14 protein-coding genes and 1 riboswitch are annotated in these 18,309 nt (G+C 64.0%); of the genes, 5 read left to right on the top strand and 9 right to left on the bottom strand.

Annotated elements, in window-relative coordinates; all coding sequences use genetic code 11:
* Window positions 1-46 precede the first annotated feature (46 nt).
* From ACZZ0O_RS16730 to ndk, 4 genes are read right to left on the bottom strand one after another with little or no spacing between them, the layout of a single operon-like run.
* Complete coding sequence (locus tag ACZZ0O_RS16730) at window positions 47-907, bottom strand: RodZ domain-containing protein (RefSeq protein ID WP_463591310.1); 861 nt, start codon at window positions 905-907, stop codon at window positions 47-49.
* Window positions 904-1,692 carry a type IV pilus biogenesis/stability protein PilW gene (gene pilW / locus ACZZ0O_RS16725; RefSeq protein WP_115562001.1) on the bottom strand — a complete coding sequence of 263 codons (789 nt, stop codon included), beginning with the start codon at window positions 1,690-1,692 and terminating at the stop codon, window positions 904-906. The genes ACZZ0O_RS16730 and pilW overlap by 4 nt, the downstream gene beginning before the upstream one ends.
* Before the next feature lie 10 nt (window positions 1,693-1,702).
* On the bottom strand, window positions 1,703-2,908 hold the full coding sequence (rlmN, locus tag ACZZ0O_RS16720) for a dual-specificity RNA methyltransferase RlmN (protein WP_055854364.1): 1,206 nt from the start codon (window positions 2,906-2,908) through the stop codon (window positions 1,703-1,705).
* Between the two features lie 18 nt (window positions 2,909-2,926).
* Complete coding sequence (gene ndk / locus ACZZ0O_RS16715) at window positions 2,927-3,352, bottom strand: nucleoside-diphosphate kinase (protein WP_002812972.1); 426 nt, start codon at window positions 3,350-3,352, stop codon at window positions 2,927-2,929.
* Between the two features lie 218 nt (window positions 3,353-3,570).
* On the opposite strand from ndk, the gene ACZZ0O_RS16710 reads away from it, so the two are divergent.
* The 3 genes from ACZZ0O_RS16710 to ACZZ0O_RS16700 all read left to right on the top strand — a co-directional run bounded on the left by ACZZ0O_RS16710 (window position 3,571) and on the right by ACZZ0O_RS16700 (window position 7,962).
* Complete coding sequence (locus ACZZ0O_RS16710) at window positions 3,571-4,203, top strand: TetR/AcrR family transcriptional regulator (RefSeq protein ID WP_065467771.1); 633 nt, start codon at window positions 3,571-3,573, stop codon at window positions 4,201-4,203.
* A 24-nt stretch (window positions 4,204-4,227) separates the two neighbouring features.
* Window positions 4,228-6,600 carry a 3-hydroxyacyl-CoA dehydrogenase/enoyl-CoA hydratase family protein gene (locus ACZZ0O_RS16705; RefSeq protein WP_115527757.1) on the top strand — a complete coding sequence of 791 codons (2,373 nt, stop codon included), beginning with the start codon at window positions 4,228-4,230 and terminating at the stop codon, window positions 6,598-6,600.
* Between the two features lie 156 nt (window positions 6,601-6,756).
* Window positions 6,757-7,962 (top strand): acetyl-CoA C-acyltransferase, encoded by a 1,206-nt coding sequence (locus ACZZ0O_RS16700; protein ID WP_463591309.1) that lies wholly within the window; start codon window positions 6,757-6,759, stop codon window positions 7,960-7,962.
* Window positions 7,963-8,309: 347 nt separating this feature from the next.
* On the opposite strand, the gene crcB is transcribed toward ACZZ0O_RS16700, so the two are convergent.
* The 5 genes from crcB to ACZZ0O_RS16675 form a co-directional block, all read right to left on the bottom strand.
* A complete protein-coding gene (gene crcB, locus ACZZ0O_RS16695) occupies window positions 8,310-8,711 on the bottom strand; it encodes a fluoride efflux transporter CrcB (RefSeq protein WP_463591308.1) in 402 nt (133 codons plus the stop codon).
* A gap of 113 nt (window positions 8,712-8,824) precedes the next feature.
* Window positions 8,825-8,893, bottom strand: a riboswitch (Fluoride riboswitch).
* Window positions 8,894-8,895: 2 nt separating this feature from the next.
* Entirely contained in the window at window positions 8,896-10,185 is a 1,290-nt protein-coding gene (locus ACZZ0O_RS16690; protein ID WP_463591307.1) for a replication-associated recombination protein A, read from the bottom strand.
* 341 nt (window positions 10,186-10,526) lie between these two features.
* Window positions 10,527-11,198: an outer membrane lipoprotein periplasmic chaperone LolA gene (gene lolA, locus ACZZ0O_RS16685; protein WP_463591306.1), complete on the bottom strand. Its 672-nt coding sequence runs from the start codon at window positions 11,196-11,198 to the stop codon at window positions 10,527-10,529.
* A gap of 57 nt (window positions 11,199-11,255) precedes the next feature.
* A complete protein-coding gene (locus tag ACZZ0O_RS16680) occupies window positions 11,256-13,181 on the bottom strand; it encodes a DUF3857 domain-containing transglutaminase family protein (protein ID WP_463591305.1) in 1,926 nt (641 codons plus the stop codon).
* A gap of 336 nt (window positions 13,182-13,517) precedes the next feature.
* A complete protein-coding gene (locus tag ACZZ0O_RS16675; protein WP_055854382.1) occupies window positions 13,518-15,872 on the bottom strand; it encodes a DNA translocase FtsK in 2,355 nt (784 codons plus the stop codon).
* Between the two features lie 284 nt (window positions 15,873-16,156).
* Between ACZZ0O_RS16675 and trxB the strand changes: the two genes are divergently transcribed.
* Both trxB and ACZZ0O_RS16665 read left to right on the top strand, forming a co-directional pair.
* Window positions 16,157-17,125, top strand: a complete 969-nt coding sequence (gene trxB / locus ACZZ0O_RS16670) for a thioredoxin-disulfide reductase (protein WP_055854385.1) — start codon at window positions 16,157-16,159, stop codon at window positions 17,123-17,125.
* A gap of 57 nt (window positions 17,126-17,182) precedes the next feature.
* Window positions 17,183-18,301 (top strand): GNAT family N-acetyltransferase, encoded by a 1,119-nt coding sequence (locus ACZZ0O_RS16665; protein WP_463591304.1) that lies wholly within the window; start codon window positions 17,183-17,185, stop codon window positions 18,299-18,301.
* Window positions 18,302-18,309 lie beyond the last annotated feature (8 nt).

Raw genomic sequence — 18,309 nt, 5'->3', positions numbered from 1 at the left:
GAGGCGCGGAACATCAAAAGGGAAAAATGAAAAACCGCAGTCCGCTTCACTCGGAAGCAGGTACCACGGAGCCGTCGGAGGATACCGCAAAACGGGCCACGTTAGCGCGCTGGAACGGTTTCACATCGACGATACTGCCGCCTTGCTGAACCTCTACCGCCGACGCATTGCCAAGCACGATGCGGCCCACCTGACCCGGCGAATAGCTGCGACGCTCACCGGCACGGATCAATGTTTTTTCGACTGCGCTGCCATCCGGCGCCAGGATCTGCACCCAGCTGTCGCCACTGAAACTCAACGACAGACTTTTGCCAGCATCCGCCACTGCCGGTACTGCTTCGGCTTCGGGCGTTGCGCGCGGCACCGGGGTCATCGACGCAATGTACGGCGCCGGCTGCTCGCGCGGCGCTGCGGCCGGTTGCGCTGAAGCGTTACCGGCCGTGCCTGTCTTCGCTGCGACCGGCATGCTGTCCAGAGACACCGTGCTCGGCGACCTGCCGTCCAGATGCGAGCGTGTTGCGTACCAGACCGGTACCGCAAACACACCGGTGATCACGACATACATCGCCTTGCGCGCAGTACTTTCGAAAATGCGGCGCGCACGTGGCGTGTGGGTATGGCTGACCAGCTTCACCGGTTCGATCGGCGCGATGCTGGCTTGCTGCAGCGAAGACTCCAGATCGATATGCAGCAGCCGCGCATAACTGCGCAACTGACCGCGCACAAAAACCGGGGCGCCCAGGCGCTGCCAGTCTTCCTGCTCAAGCGACCGCACCACGTGTGCCGGCATGCGCAGCTTGCCGGCGACATCGTCAATGCTCAGGCCTGCCGCTTCGCGTGCGTCGCGTAACTGCGGCCCGCAGCCCTTTTCCTGCTCGAAAGGGTTCGGATTGGAATCACTGATCACAATGCATTGGCCCCGGGGTTAGCGGTCGCTGCGTCAGGAAATTCCTTGACCAACCGCTGTTGGTAACGGCTGGCAGCTACCTTGTCGCCTAGCCCTTGCTCAATCTGAATGGCGAGTTGTAACACGGAAGCCGTTACCGGTGCAGCCGCAAGCCGTCGTTCGATAAAAGCACGTGCTTCAAAATAATTGCGCCGTCCGGCCTCCAGCCGCGCCATCGACTCCAACGCATAGGGATTACTCGGATCCAGTTCGAGCGCTTTGCGTAAATCGCTCGCCGCGCGCTCGGGCTGCCCCGCCTTGAGTGCGCAACCACCTGCATTGCCGAGTGCGGACGCAGGCGATGCGTAGGTGCGGTCGGCCAATGCGCGATCGAACCAGATCAGCGATTCGGCAGGCGACCCATTGGCACATACCCACGCGCCATAATTATTCAAGACATCTCCGCGCTGCGGCGCCAGCTCGGCGGCGCGGCGATAGGATGCGCCCGAACCGGCGACATCGCCGCGGCCACCCTGGATCAGGGCCAGCATGCCGATGGCGTCCACCGACTGCGGATCTTTCTTCAACGCGGCGCGAATCTGCTCTTCGGCGCCCGCATAGTCACCGGTCTGCATCCGGTTACTGGCCAGGCCAAGCTTTTCCTGCACCGCCAGGCGATCTTTGGTGGCCTTGTTGTCGCGGAACGAATAGACCGGCGCGACTTCTTCCACGCTTTTGGCCGAACCGGCCTTGGCATTGCGACCACCGCAGCCGACCGCGCATAACGCGATCGCCACGGCCGCCATTAACGCAAGTTCACGCTGCCGCATCTCGATCGGCCTGCCCTTCCAATGTGCGGCGGAATTCCGCCTGGCGACGGGTGCGGTCCATGACCTGCCCCTTGAGCTGCCCGCACGCCGCATCAATGTCGTCGCCACGCGTACGGCGAACCATCGTCAGCACCTGCGCGTCGAGCAGAATCTTCTGGAATGCGCGAATTTCCGTCTCGCCAGAGCGCTCGTAGCGCGTACCCGGGAACGGATTGAACGGAATCAGATTGACCTTGCCGGCGTCCTTGGACTGCACCGTATTGTCGAACTGACGCATCAGCCTGGCCAACTGGCGCGCATGCTCCGGCTGGTCGTTGATGCCCTTCATCAGGGTGTATTCGAAGGTCACCGAGTCGCGTTTTTTGTTGCCACGCAGGTAGCGCGCGCAGGACTCCATCAACTCGGCGATCGGGTACTTCTTGTTCAACGGCACCAGGCTCTCGCGCAGCGTGTCGTTGGCGGCGTGCAACGAAACCGCCAGCGAGACATCGCTTTCGGTGGACAGCCGGTCGATCATCGGCACCAGGCCGGAGGTCGACAAGGTCACGCGCTTGCTGGCCAGGCCGTAGCCCAGATCGTCGCGCATCACGCTCATCGCGCGCACGACGTTATCGAAATTCATCAACGGCTCGCCCATCCCCATCATCACCACGTTGGTGAGGCGGCGCTGCTGGTGCGGCACGTTACCCAGATGGCGCGCCGCCACCCAGACCTGCCCAACGATCTCGGCAGTGGTGAGGTTACGATTGAAGCCCTGGGTGGCGGTCGAACAGAACGTGCAGTTCAACCCGCAGCCGACCTGGGAGGACACGCACAGCGTGCCGCGGCCTTTGTCGGGGATGTAGACCGTTTCGATGGCGTTCTTGCCGTCGGTGCCCATGGCCAACAGCCATTTATGGGTCCCGTCGGTCGACGGCTTGTCGAAGACGACATTTGGAACCAGTACCTCGGCATGCTGGTGCAACTTCGCACGCAATGCCTTGCCGAGGTCGGTCATCTGGTCGAAATCGGTGACGTAGCGATGGTGAATCCACTTCATCACCTGATGGGCACGGTAACGCGCTTCGCCGAGCGTGTCGGCAAAGAAGCGCTCCAGTCCCTCGCGATCGAGGTCGAGCAAGTTCTGCTTGCGCAGTTCCGGGGAACGGACGGGAACGTCCTGCAACACGGATGGGATCACAACCTCATTCACGATTCGACTCTCTCGGCCTCAGCGCGAGACCACTTCGGTGGCGGCAAAGAAATACGCAACTTCGTTGGCAGCGTTCTCGACCGAATCCGAGCCGTGCGCGGCATTGGCATCGATCGAATCGGCGAAGTCGGCGCGGATGGTACCCGGCGCAGCGTCCTTGGGATTGGTCGCGCCCAGCAGGTCGCGGTGTGCTGCAACGGCGTTTTCGCCTTCCAGCGCCTGGATCATCACCGGGCCGGAGATCATGAACTCGACCAGCGCATTGAAGAACGGACGCTCGCGGTGCACGGCGTAGAAGCCTTCGGCTTCACGACGCGACAGCTGCTTGTACTTGGCGGCCACGACCTTCAGGCCAGCCTTCTCGAAGCGGCTGTAGATTTCACCGATAACGTTCTTGGCGACGGCGTCGGGCTTGATGATGGACAGGGTGCGCTCCAGCGCCATGGGAAGTTCTCCGTTGGGCGGGCCACTAAAGACCCGAGGTTATCATGAAAAAAACCCGCGTCAAAACGCGGGCTTAGGCTTCTTTGCGATAGCCAATTCTATCTCTTCGCCACCGTGTTTGCACACCGCCCCCTGAATCGTGCTGCATTGCCGCATGACCTGCCCGCAACCAAACCCGTAGACTCAAACAATCGTTTGATTGAGTCCGACCCCAGCGCATGCCCAAGCCCGCCCACTTCTCCACCAAGGACCGCATCCTCGGTGCCGCCGAGGAGCTGTTCGCCCAGCACGGGTTTGCCGGCACCTCGCTGCGGCAGCTGACCACCCAGGCCGACGTCAACATCGCCGCGGTCAACTACCACTTCGGCTCCAAGGAAAACCTGGTCAACGAGGTGTTCCGCCGTCGCATGGACGAAATGACCACTGCACGCCTGCAACAGCTGGAGGCGGCAAAGAAATCGCAGCCGGGCGAACTCACCGCAGTGCTGGCCGCCTTCGTCGAACCGGCGCTGGCGATGGCACAGGACCGCCAGAACGGCGGCGCCTTCGTGCGGGTGATCGCACGCGCCTACGCGGAAAAGAACGACAACCTGCGCAAATTCCTGTCCGACCATTACGGCCATGTCCTGCGCGAATTCGGCAAGGCCATCGCCGGCTGCGTGCCGGGCCTGAGCAAGGAAGAGCTGTATTGGCGGCTGGATTTTCTGGCCGGTGCGCTCACCTATGCCATGGCCGACTTCGGGCTGATCAAGCGCCCGGCGGGCGTCAGCGAGGCCGACCATCGTGCGCGTGCCGCGCGCGAACTCATTCGTTTCGCGGAACCTGGTTTCCGCGCTCATTCCACACCGTAAACGCTCCACAAGAGGCTAATTGCTATGTCCAATCCGTTGCTAGTTCGTCGCGCCGCCGTGCTCGGTGCCGGCGTCATGGGCGCGCAGATCGCCGCGCACCTCACCAATGCCGGCGTCGACACCGTGCTGTTCGACCTGCCTGCCAAGGAAGGTCCGGCCGACGGCGTCGTGCTCAAGGCCATCGCCAATCTCGGCAAGCTCAGCCCTGCCCCGCTCGCCAGCAAGGCGTTGGCCGAGGCGATCACGCCGGCCAACTACGAGAGCGGCCTGGAACAGTTGCGCGATTGCGACCTGATCATCGAAGCGATCGCCGAGCGGATGGACTGGAAGCAGGACCTGTACAAGAAGATCGCCCCGTATGTGGCCGATCACGCCGTACTTGCCTCCAATACGTCGGGCCTGGGCATCAACAAGCTCTCCGACGTGCTGCCCGAGCAGTTGCGCCACCGTTTCTGCGGCGTGCATTTCTTCAACCCGCCGCGCTACATGCACCTGGCGGAGCTGATTCCGGCCAAGGGCACCGACAAGGCCGTGCTGGAAGGCCTGGAAGCGTTCCTGGTCACCACGCTCGGCAAGGGTGTGGTGTACGCCAAGGACACCCCGAACTTTATCGGCAACCGCATTGGCGTGTTCTCGATCCTGTCCACCATCCATCACACGCAGGAGTTCGGCCTGGGCTTCGATGAAGTGGACGGCCTGACCGGCCCGCTGGTCGGCCGCCCGAAGTCGGCGACCTACCGCACCTCGGACGTCGTCGGCCTGGACACCATGGCGCACGTGATCAAGACCATGGGCGACACGCTGCCGGACGACCCGTGGCACCAGTATTTCAAGTCGCCGAAGTGGCTGGACGCACTGATCGCGAAGGGCGCGCTGGGCCAGAAGGTCGGCGCCGGTATCTTCCGCAAGGTCGGCAAGGACATCGTGGTGCTGGACCTGCAGAAGCAGGATTACCGCGCCGCCGATCGCACTGCCGCACCCGAAGTGGTCGAGATCCTCAAGATCAAGAACCCGGCCGAGAAGTTCGCCAAGTTGCGTGAGAGCCAGCACCCGCAGGCACAGTTCCTGTGGGCCACGTTCCGCGACCTGTTCCACTACAGCGCCTATCACCTGGCCGACATCGCCGAGACCGCGCGCGATGTGGATCTGGCGATCCGCTGGGGCTACGGCTGGTCGCTGGGGCCGTTCGAAACCTGGCAGGCCGCCGGCTGGAAGCAGGTGGCGCAGTGGATTGCCGAAGACATCTCCAACGGCAAGAGCATGAGCAGCGCGCCGTTGCCGAATTGGGTGTTCGATGGCCGCGACGGCGTGCATGGTGCCGAAGGCTCGTACAGCCCGGCGCACGACGCCAAACTGCCGCGTTCTGCCTTGCCGGTCTACAAGCGCCAGCGCTTCCCCGATCCGCTGTTGGGCGAGCAATTCTCGCCGGGCGAGACCGTGTTCGAAAACGACGGCGTGCGCATGTGGCATGACGGCGACGACATCGCGGTGGTGAGCTTCAAGACCAAGATGAACACCGTGTCCGACCATGTGCTCAACGGCTTGCAGGACGTGGTTGGCCGTGCCGAGAAGGACTTCGCCGGTCTGGTGATCTGGCAGCAGAAGGAGCCCTTCTCCGCCGGTGCCGATCTGGCTGGCGCGCTGGGCCTGTTGCAGGCTGGCAAGGTGGACGCGTTCGAAGCGCTGGTCGCTAACTTCCAGGCCACCAGCCAGCGCATCAAGTATGCGCAGGTACCGGTGATTTCGGCCGTGCGCGGCCTGGCACTGGGCGGCGGTTGCGAGTTCCAGATGCACAGCGCCAAGACCGTCGCATCGCTGGAAAGCTATATCGGCCTGGTCGAAGCCGGCGTCGGCCTGCTGCCGGCCGGCGGCGGGTTAAAGGAGATCGCGGTGCGCGCCTCGATCGCCGCAGGTCCGGGCGGCGACGTGTTCGCCGAACTGAAGAAGACCTTCGAAACCATCGCGATGGCCAAGGTCTCCAACTCGGCGGTCAACGCCCAGGAACTGGGCCTGTTGCGCGCTACCGACAAGATCGTGTTCAACAGCTTCGAGGCGCTGCACATCGCCAAGGCCGAAGCGCGTGCACTGGCGGAAGGCGGCTACCGCGCCCCGCTGCCGGCACGTCGCATCCAGGTCGCCGGCGACGTCGGTATCGCCACCTTCAAGATGCTGCTGGTCAACATGCTGGAAGGCCGCTTCATCAGTGAATACGACTATGAAATCGCCACCCGCATCGCCACGGTAATGTGCGGCGGCGAAGTCGATCGCGGCGCGCTGGTGGACGAAGAATGGCTGCTCAAGCTGGAGCGCAAGCACTTCGTCGAACTGGCCCAGCAGGAAAAAACCCAGGCGCGCATCGGCCACATGCTCAAGACGGGCAAGCCGTTGAGGAACTGAGAATCGGGAGTGGGGAATCGGGAATGGGTAAAAGCCCCACCGATTTCCCGCTTCTCCCCATTAATTCTGCCGGGCGATGAAGATGGCGAACTCAGGCGAATCCGCACTTGCGATTCCCGATTCCCCATTCTCGATTCCCGGCTACCGGAGATAGCCATGAGCAAGCAGATTCAAGAAGCCTACATCGTTGCCGCCACCCGTACGCCGGTCGGCAAGGCGCCGAAGGGCGTGTTCCGTAATACCCGTCCCGACGACATGCTGGCGCACGTGCTGCGTGCGGTGGTGGCGCAGGCGCCGGGCATCGATCTGTCGCGGATCGACGATGCCATCATCGGCTGCGCGATGCCCGAGGGCGAGCAAGGCATGAACGTGGCGCGCATCGGCGTGCTGCTGGCTGGCCTGCCCAACACCGTGGCTGGCCAGACCATCAACCGCTTCTGTTCGTCGGGCATCCAGGCCGTGGCGATGGCGGCCGACCAGATCCGTCTGGGCAATGCCGACCTGATGCTGGCCGGCGGCACCGAGTCGATGTCGATGGTGCCGATGATGGGCAACAAGGTGGCGATGTCGCCGAACGTCTTCGCCGACGACCACGTGGCCATTGCCTATGGCATGGGCATCACCGCTGAGAAGGTTGCCGAAGAATGGAAGGTCTCGCGCGAAGATCAGGACGCGTTCGCACTGGCCTCGCATCAGAAGGCGATTGCGGCCATTGCCGCAGGCGAGTTCCGCGATGAGATCACGCCATACGAAATCCTCTCGCACCAGCCCGACCTGGCCGGCAACGTCATCGCGCTGCGCAAGCGCCTGGTCGACACCGATGAAGGCCCGCGTCCGGACAGTTCGCTGGAAGGCCTGGCCAAGCTGCGTCCGGTGTTCCGTAACGGGCAGTTCGGCGGCAGCGTCACTGCGGGCAACTCCTCGCAGATGAGCGACGGCGCCGGCGCGGTGCTGCTGGCCTCCGAGCAGGCGATCAAGGATTACGGGCTGACCCCGCTTGCGCGGTTTGTCAGCTTCTCGGTGGCAGGCGTGCGCCCGGAAGTGATGGGCATCGGCCCGATCGCGGCAATTCCCAAGGCACTCAAGCAAGCCGGCCTGACCAAGGACCAGATCGACTGGATCGAACTCAACGAAGCCTTCGCCGCACAGGCGTTGGCGGTGATCCGCGACAGCGGGCTGGACCCGTCCAAGGTCAATCCGCTGGGTGGCGCGATCGCACTCGGTCATCCGCTCGGTGCGACCGGCGCGATCCGTGCGGCCACGCTGGTGCACGGCCTGCGTCGTCGTCAGCAAAAGTACGGCATGATCACCATGTGCATCGGCACCGGCATGGGTGCGGCGGGCATTATCGAAGCGCTGTAAGTCGTCGTCCGGGATCGGCCACCGCGCCGATCTCGCGAACGCGATGAAGAGCCGACTGAAGGCGTGCGTGAGCACGCTTTCTTTCTGGGCGGCTGAAAACCGCCGTCGACCGGATCTGGATCGCATACGGATTCGTTTGCCCAGTCGATGCACCCGGTGAACACAGCGCTTACGCTGTCCGTACACACGTTGAGCGGCCGCTGTTGGCGCGATCGCGGGAACTACCGCACGAACCAGGCCGCACACCCAAACAGGATCGCCGCGCGCAATGCGCAGCGCCGCTGGCAGAAACCGACGCCCTCACCACAGTTCAACGGCTATAAAAATCTTGCAGACAACGTAGCGGTCTAGCGTGCCACCAGCCACTGGCCTGTACGCGCACCGGCAAACATCAGCGCCAGCCCGGCCACCAGCGTCACCGCCAGATACACGCCGATCATCGTGGAGCGATCGGTGCGCGCAAACACCAGACACTCCATCATCAGCGACGAAAAGGTGGTCAGCCCACCCATCACGCCGACGATCAGCAGCGCCCGCAGCGGCCAGCTCGACGGACCGCGCGCGTCCAGCCAGACCAGCAGCACGCCGGCGACGAACGAGCCGAGCAGATTCACCGTCAACGTTCCCCACGGAAAGCCGGCGCCAAAGCGCTGCAGCAGCGCTGCACCGATCGTAAAACGCAGCCCGGAACCCAATGCGCCGCCGGTCATCGCCAACAATAATTGCTGCCACCACACCGGTGCGTTCATGCACGTACTCCGCAACCGCCCAGTGGGGTCTTCGAAAAAAACGTATGCGCGTTCGGCATCATCAATCCTGAGTCAAGAAGCGATGCCGGGGCACGGGCCTGCCGCCCCGGCGGGGGTGGACAGGCATCATCAGCGCGCAGACTGCGTGCGGTTCAAGGAGGAATGCCATCTCCCGTATCGCCGATTATGCCGTGGGCTTTCCAGCCTTGTCAGCCCGCGCCTGCGCACGCGCCTCGCGCAGCCGGTCGAGCTTTTCCTTGAGCTTGATTTCCAGTCCACGCGGCACCGGCTTGTAATACACCTGCTCGCCCATCGCGTCCGGAAAGCCGGTCTGGTCGAGCGCGATGCCGCCCTCGGCGTCGTGGTCGTATTGATAGTCCTGGCCGTAACCGAGCGTCTTCATCAGCTTGGTCGGCGCATTACGCAGGTGCAGCGGCACCTCTTGCGTGCCGGTGGCGCGCACATCGGCCTTGGCTTGATTGAAGGCCGCGTAGCCGGCGTTGGATTTAGCGGTGCTGGCCAGATACAGCACCAGCTGTGCGAACGCCAGCTCGCCCTCCGGGCTGCCTAGGCGCTCGTAAATATCCCAGGCTTCCAGCGCCATGCTCTGCGCCCGCGGGTCCGCCAGACCGATATCCTCGATCGCCATGCGGGTCAGCCGCCGCGCCAGATAGGCCGGGTCGCAGCCGCCGTCGAGCATGCGGGTGAGCCAGTACAACGCCGCATCCGGATTGGAGCTGCGCACCGATTTATGCAGCGCCGAGATCTGGTCGTAGAACTGTTCGCCGTTCTTGTCGAAACGGCGGGTGCGGTCGGCCAGCACCTGCAGCAGCGTCTGCGGCGTGATCTCCCCGCCCTCGCCGCCTGCCAACTCGGCAGCGATTTCCAGCAGGGTCAACGCACGCCGCACATCGCCATCGGCGGCGCTGGCGATTTCCAGCAGCGACGCCTCGCTGACCTGGATTGTCTCCTGTCCCAGCCCGCGCTCGGAATCGTGCAATGCACGTTGCAGCGCTTCGACGATATCTTGTGGCGACACCGATTCGAGCACATGCACGCGGCAACGCGACAGCAACGCGGAGTTCAACTCGAACGACGGATTTTCCGTGGTCGCGCCGACGAACAGGATGGTGCCGCGCTCGATGTGCGGCAAAAATGCATCCTGCTGCGCCTTGTTGAAGCGATGCACCTCATCGACGAACAACACCGTGCGTCGGCCACTTGCAAACCGCTGCGCGGCCTCGGCCAATACCTGACGTACCTCGGGCAGCCCCGACAACACTGCGGAAATCGCCTTGAACTCGGCATCGGCGTAGTGCGCCAGCAGCAAGGCAAGCGTGGTCTTGCCGCATCCTGGCGGGCCCCACAGGATCATTGAATGCACGCGCCCCGATTCCACCGCGCGGCGTAGTGCGCTGTCGGGCGTCAACAAGCGTTTTTGGCCGACCATTTCGTCCAGCGTCCGCGGACGCATGCGCTCCGCGAGCGGGCGCAGATGATCTGCATCCACGCTAAGCAGATCGGCTGTGCTATCGATGGTGGATCTGGTTCGTGCCACGCCCCATTCTATCGCGCCGGGGCGTTAGCGCATTGCAGCGGTGAGCTGCCGCGCGAAAGCGGCAGATCTCTCACGTGTCGGAAGGCGACCGCAGCGACGATGCGGGTTGGCAAGCGCAGTTGGATCACAGAAGGCACAACGCAAGACGCCTCCCCGTAGGAAGGCGTCTGCAATATTGCCTCAACGCATCTGCTGACAAGCTGCAACGTGCAGCCTCGCGCCCCGAGTGAATCGGTCGCCCTCAATCGGGCATGACCTTACTGCGCGTCGCCCACCACATCCACCCCCTTGGCTGGGGTGTAGCGGAAGGTGTCGGCCGCAAACGCGGGGTTGCGCTTCCAGCCGCTGAAGCTGATCGCAGTGCGCTGACCCACCGCATCGACCACCTCCATCTTGGCCAGGCCGTCCTTACTGAAGCCGAGCGAGGCCATCTGGAAGCTGGCTTCGGTGTCGACCTTGGGCGTCAACGACAGCCACTGCAGGCCGTCGCGCGGCGCGGCTTCTTCGCTGACGTCGTATTGCTTGTCCAGACGCGCGGGGTCGATCAACGCCACCAGCGGGCTGTTCTGCTCTTCGTTGCCCTGCGCGCGCACGGTGACCTGCTCCAGGTCGGGGTCGAACACCCACACCTTCTTGCCGTCGGCCACGATCAATTGCTTGTAAGGCTTGGCGTATTCCCAACGGAACTGACGCGGTGCCGACAATGCCACCCGCCCGCTCGAACGCTCCTTGACCCGGCCGTTGGCATCGGCGACCTGCTGATCGAACTGCCCATCCAGGCCCTTCAGGCCACGGGTGAACGTGTCCAGCTCCTGGCGCGCACCGGCAAACGCGGTGCCGGCAAACAGAGCGGTGGCGAGGACGGCATAACGGAGCTGGCGATGCATCGCGGTCTTCCAGAAAGGAGTACGCCAATTCTGAAGCTTCATAGATGAATGGGCGAGCGCTATTGCACGGACGCGTTCATGCAGCGGCAGCGGGTTGCCTCAATCATTGGTCTGCACCTTGGACAGATCGCCGTAAACGATCTGCCCACGAAAGCCGCGTCGCACCTGCTGATACAACTCACGAAATGCACGGTAATCCTGCGGCTGGCATAAGGCCTGCGGCCCGTGCACCGCCGCACGTTGCAGGCGATGGACCGCAGTGACCGTCTGTCCCTGGCGCGACCAGTCCACCACGTATTCGCCAGCCGCATTGCGAAACTTGCTGCTACGCGGAATGGCAATGATCGGCACCGTCTCCGGGAAGGTCACCACGTAGGTTTCCTCACGCACGCTGTCGTTGCAGTAGAACGGAGTCAGATTGTCTTCGGCCGAGGTAGTGGCGTAGATCCCGCGCGTCGATTCGGCCCCAGGCATGTCCGGCAAGGTCATGCCGCCGACCACCGAAAAATCCACCGCGTCGTTGGCCTGGAAGCTGTAGCGATAGTTGAATGGCGTTTCCAGGTCCAGTGGATCGCCCTGAATCAGCAGATCGCCGGTCCCGACGAAACCGGACTGGGCAATGATCGATTCCTCGATACGGTTGCGGTTCTGCGCATTGAGTTGCACGAACATCGCGCGCAAGCCCACTTCGCCGGTCTGCCCGCTGTCCAGGGTCGTCAGGCCCTGCAATCCGCCCTGCGGCGTGAAGCGGTACTCGGTCCGGGCGACGTAGCGGTTGACCTTGCGATCGTTCGGCGGGGTCTGGGTGACCTTGCCATCCCGCGTATGCACCACCGGCGCGCCAAGATCGCCGGCCGGCAGCTGGCCGAAGCGCGCGTAGGGGTTGGTCGAATCGACGTAAAGGTCGAAGGCCGGGATGTAGGTGATGGCGTGATTGAAGCGCCCCAGAACCGGGATTGCCGGCAATGTCGGCCCGCCCTCCGCGCCGATCAGCACCGGCGTGCTGGCGATGCCCTTGGCCGCCAGCAGCGCTTCCAGAATCACGGTGTGATCCTTGCAGTCGCCATAGTGATTGGCCAGGATGCTGTCGGCACTGTTGGGCTCCAGACCGCCATTGCCCAGGTACACCGCCACGTAGCGGATATTGCGCGCGACCCAGGCATACAACGCCGCCGCCTGCGCACGCGGCTCATCGATTCCCTTGGTCACCTGGTCGGCCAATGCCTGGATCGCGGGTGTGACCGTAGCGGCGCGCCCACCCTTGACGTGATACGCCAGGCCCATCTGCGACCAACTGTCGAAGGTGCTGGCCATCAGCGTGGGGCTGAATTCCCAGGTCGCCGCGCTCCAGTTCTGGTTCTTCATCGGCGTGGCGCGCTGGTAGCGCCATTCCCAGCGCGCCTGATCGCCACGCACCACCGGCTTGGTGCTGCCCTGCAAACCACGTGCGGACAGATGCATCGGCAGCGACTTGGGCGCAACCAAGGTGACCACTGCATCGTCGTATTGCGCGAACACGCTGAAGGTTTCCCACAGACTGAAATAACCTGGGAAGTAAGGCGTGTTCTGCGCGCGTCGCACGCGATAGACGATGCGCGCACCCGGCGCCAGGTTCGGGAACACCACCACCTTGACCTTGCGGTCGGCGTACATCGCCGCCGACGCGCTGGAATAGCTTTCCTGGGTGTAGATCTTGTCGGCCGCCACGTCCTGGCGCAGCCCTTCGGCGGTGACGGTGTACGCCTCCAGCACTTCGAGCGTCTCCATCTTTTCGCTATAGCTCAACCGCACCTGGCTGAACTGCTCCACCGCCGACTTGGTCTTGAGCAGGATTTCGTACTCGTCGGTTTCCACACTGCTGGCATCGGCGCGCACTTCGTAGTCGGCGCGGTAGCGCACAAAGCTGTAGTTGGTATCGGCCTGGGTCCGCGCCGCCGCCGCGGCAGGCGCGGGGCGCTGTTGCGCCTGGGCGAGCAGCGGGGCGCAGATCAACAATACGAGCAACAAGACAGGACGACGCAGCATGGGTCTCGATCACGACGGGCCGGAGCGGCCGTTGTCCGATAGGGTAGCCGGTGTGCCCGGCAATGACAGGTATCGACTTCCAACAATGCCGCATTGATGCGTGCGGCAGCGCTCGTTGAGGCAACTCACACGCCGCAGTCCACGCAGACGCGCAATACGGGGTCTTGCGCCGGTGCGTGTACGTCAATGGACGGAAATCGAAACGCGTCCTGCACACGCCGAATCCAGGCAATGGCCCTTCGCCCTCTCGCTGCGCCTCCAGCCACCGTACCGCGCAGCGACTGCCGCAGCCGCGTGCCCCCGCACCGCACCGCGCAGCGACGAAAGCCGCCGCGCTTACTTGGGCGGCGGTGGCGCCAGCACGGTGCGATCGCCGTTGTGCTCGGGCTGGCTGACCACACCTGCCGCTTCCATCGCCTCGATCAAGCGCGCAGCGCGGTTGTAGCCGATCTTCAGGCGACGCTGCACACCGGAAATCGATGCGCGCCGGGTTTCGGTGACGATGCGCAGTGCCTCGTCGTACAGCGGGTCGGATTCATCCCCACCGCCGCCACTGCTCTCCGGCAAGCCGGTAGCGCCCACCACGGTGCCATCGCCCATGGTCTGCACTTCGTCCAGCACGCCTTCGACATAGGAGACCGGCCCACTGGCTTTCAGGTGTTCAACCACCCGATGCACTTCTTCGTCGCTGACGAAGGCGCCGTGCACGCGGTCCGGCAGCGCGGTGCCCGGCGGCAGATACAGCATGTCGCCATTGCCCAGCAGCGCCTCGGCGCCGGACTGGTCCAGGATGGTGCGCGAGTCGATTTTGGAACTGACCTGGAAGGCGACGCGGGTCGGGATATTGGCCTTGATCAGACCAGTGATCACGTCCACCGACGGCCGCTGCGTGGCCAGGATCAAGTGGATACCGGCCGCACGCGCCTTCTGCGCCAGGCGTGCGATGAGCTCTTCGACCTTCTTGCCGACGATCATCATCATGTCGGCGAATTCGTCGATGAAGATGACGATGAACGGCAGCGTCTCCAGCGGCCGCGGCGCTTCGCCCAGCTCCGGATTCGGCTTGAACAGCGGGTCCATCATCGGCTGGCCGGCGTCGATGGCGTCCTTGATCTTCTTGTTGAAGCCGGCCAGGTTGCGCACGCCCACCGCGCTCATCAGCTTGTAACGGCGTTCCATCTCCGCCACGCACCAGCGCAGGCCGTTGGCGGCCTCCTTCATGTCGGTGACCACCGGCGCCAACAGATGCGGGATGCCCTGATAGACGCTCAATTCGAGCATCTTCGGGTCGATCATCAGCATCCGCAGTTCCTTGTGCGAGGCCTTGAACAACAGGCTCAGCACCATCGCGTTGACCGCCACCGACTTGCCCGAGCCGGTAGTACCGGCCACCAGCAAGTGCGGCATGCGCGCCAGATCGGCCACGGTCGGGCGCCCGGCAATGTCCTTGCCCAGCGCAAGCGTCAGTGGGCTGGCCGACTTGTCGTATTCCTTGGAACGCAGCAGTTCGGACAGGAAGATCATCTCGCGGGTGACGTTGGGGATCTCCAGACCCACCACCGACTTGCCAGGAATCACGTCCACCACACGCACCGACTTGACCGACAGGCCGCGCGCGATGTCCTTGTCCAGCGAGCTGATCTGGCTGACCTTGATGCCCGGCGCCGGCTCGATCTCGAAGCGGGTGATCACCGGACCGGGATAGGCCCCGACCACCTGCGCCTCGATGCGGAAATCCTTGAGCTTAAATTCGATCTGCCGCGACAGCGTTTCCAGCGTCTCTTCCGAATAGCCCTTGGCCTGCGGTTTGGGGTCGTCCAGCAATGCCAGCGGCGGCAGATCCGAGCCGTCGGTGCTCACGCCCTGGAACATCGGGATCTGGGTGTCGCGCTTGGCGCGCTCGCTCTTTTCCACCACCGGTGCCGGCGGCGGCTCGATCTTGACCGGCTCGCGCTTGGCCTGCTTGACCGCATCGACCTTGCGCACTTCCTCGCGTTCTTCGCGCATCACGCGGGTTTGCTGCCACTCGGTCGCCTGATGGGTCTTGCGCTGCATCAACGGGCCCAGTGCCAGCACCCACTGACCGATGCGCTCCATCACCACAAACCACGACAACCCGGTCGCCAATGTGATCGATACCAGCAGCAGCACTATCACGAACAGATTGGCGCCCAGCGCACCAAAGCCCGAACTGAGCGACCCGCTGACCAGCTTGCCGAGAATGCCGCCGGCCTCGGCGACCTCGCCCTGGAACAGACGCAGATGCAAAAAGCCGGTCGAAGAGATCAAAAAGCCCACCATGCCGACCAGCCGCAGCGCCGGCCCCAGATCGCTCTGACTCTGCTCCTCGCGCTCGCCGATCAGCGCGATCCAGGCTACCGCGCCCAGGATCACCGGCAACAGGAAGGCCACATAACCGAACAGCTGCAGCAACACATCCGCCGCCATCGCGCCGAATCTGCCGCCCATGTTGTGGATCGGCGCGACCAGATTGCCGGTGCGCGACCAGCCAGGATCGGTTGCCGAATAGGTCAACAGGCTGGCCAGCAGATACAGCAGCAGCGGTGCCACCGCGATCAATGCCAGATCGCGCCAGAGCTTTTGCCGACGCGGATTGTCCGCCACCGCCGTCTTGCGCGACGACGATTTGCCCTCTGCGGGCTTGCTGCGTTCGGGAACCTGCTTTGCCACCTGTAGCCAGACCTTAGAAAAATGCTGTTAGTGGTTGATAATAAACGACTGAGGCCACGGTTTCAGCAGTTGAATGAGCACCGGCTACCGGGTCGCCCGGCCGCCAACGAAAAACGCCGCACGAGGCGGCGTCGAACATGCAATCAGGGCGGACCATGCCATCTGCGGTTCAAGCAGTTCCATCGCGCCGCCTTGATTCACCGGGTGGGGACCGCCACTCTATGCCGCCACGGGGGCGCAATTCACCAGCGCCGTCCCTACCAATTCCTAGACCGCGAGTATACATGAGCGCCTCATCTGCCAGTCCCGCCAAGCATTCCCGCCTGCTGATCCTGGGCTCCGGCCCGGCCGGCTGGACCGCCGCGGTCTACGCCGCCCGCGCCAATCTCAAGCCGGTGGTGATCACCGGCCTGCAGCAGGGCGGCCAGCTGATGACCACCACCGAGGTGGACAACTGGCCGGGCGACCCCCACGGCCTGATGGGCCCGGACTTGATGAACCGCATGCAGGCGCATGCCGAGCGCTTCGAGACCGAGGTCATCTTCGACCACATCCACACTGCCGATCTGTCGCAGCGGCCGTTCCGGCTGATCGGCGATAGCGCCGAGTACACCTGCGACGGGCTGATCATCGCCACCGGCGCCACCGCCAAGTACCTGGGCATCCCCAGCGAAGAGGCCTTCAAGGGCCGCGGCGTCTCCGCCTGCGCCACCTGCGACGGGTTCTTCTACAAGGACCAGGACGTGGTGGTGGTCGGCGGCGGCAATACCGCGGTCGAAGAGGCGCTGTACCTGTCCAACATCGCGCGCAAGGTGTACCTGGTGCACCGCCGCGACACCCTGCGCGCGGAAAAGATCATGCAGGACAAGCTGTTCGCCAAGGTCGCCGCCGGCAAGATCGAAACCGTCTGGCACCACGCCATTGACGAAGTGCTGGGCAACGATGCCGGCGTGACCGGCGTGCGGGTCAAGTCCACCCTTGACGGCAGCACCCGCGACATCGATGCGCACGGCTTCTTCGTTGCCATCGGCCACCATCCCAATACGCAGCTGTTCGACGGCCAGCTGGCCATGAACAACGGCTACCTGGAAATCCGCTCCGGCCTGAACGGCGCAGCGACCGAGACCTCGGTGGCCGGCGTGTTCGCCGCCGGCGACGTGGCCGACCAACACTACCGCCAGGCCATCACCTCGGCCGGTTTCGGCTGCATGGCTGCGCTGGATGCCGAGCGTTATCTCGACAAGAGCGCCTGAGATGGCTGCTGACCGCCGGCCGCGCCGCGCGGCCAGCAGCACCAACGGATCGCGCGCATGAGCGTGACGGCCCGCTGGTGCCGCCGGCTGGACGAGCTTCCTGCCGGTGCCTGGGATGCGCTGCACGACGGCAGCCATCCCTTCGTCAGCGATGCCTTTCTGCAAGGCCTGGAACGCGAAGGCTGCCTGCGCCCGGATTGGGGCTGGAATCCGCTGCACCTGACCTTGTGGACCGGCGACACGCTGGTCGCCGCCGCGCCGGGTTACCTGAAAAACAATTCGCACGGCGAGTTCGTGTTCGACCATGCCTGGGCGCATGCGTATGCGCGCTACGGGCAGGAGTATTTCCCGAAGTGGCTGTGCGGCGTGCCCTACTCGCCCGTCACCGGCCCGCGCCTGCTCGGTGCGCCCAAGTGGCGTGGGCACTTGCTGGCCGCGATGCGCGAGCTGGTGGAGCGCAGCAGCTTGTCCTCGGCGCATGTGAATTTTCATCTGGCCGACGAAGACACCGCGTTCGATGCCGAGTGGCTGCAGCGTCACGATCTGCAGTACCACTGGCACAACACCAGCGGCTGGAGCGACTTCGAAACGTTTCTGGCCGCGATGGGCCACAAGCGCCGCAAGAACATCCGCCAGGAACGCGCCAAGGTGCAGCGCGCTGGCATACAGCTGCGCGTGGTGCATGGCGATGAGGCCAGCGAGGCCGACCTGGACGCCATGTACGGGTTCTATCTCAAGACCTTCAACGAGTACGGCAATTCGCCGGCACTGACTCCCGAATTCCTGCGCCACCTGGCGCAACACCTGCCGCGCCAGCTAGTGATGTTCTTGGCCGACCTCGACGGGCAACCGATTGCCGGTGCGTTGTGCCTGCGCGGCCACGACACGCTCTACGGCCGTTATTGGGGCGGCGAAGCCCTGCCCGGGCTGCACTTCGAAACCTGCTACTACCAAGGCATCGAATACTGCCTGCGCGAAGGCCTGAGCCGCTTCGAGCCCGGCGCGCAGGGTGAGCACAAGATTGCGCGCGGCTTTCTGCCGACCGTGGTGCGCAGCCGTCACTGGATCGCCGACCCCGGGTTCCGCGAACCATTGGCGCAATGGTGCGCCGACGAGCGCGAGGCCGTCGCGCGTCACGCGCTCGAACTGGCAGACCACAGCCCGTTTCGCGACTGACCCAATAC

The organism is Xanthomonas sp. AC360, assembly GCF_979258225.1.
Note: the sequence above shows the minus strand (reverse complement) of the source record. Positions and strands in the feature narration are given on the sequence as shown.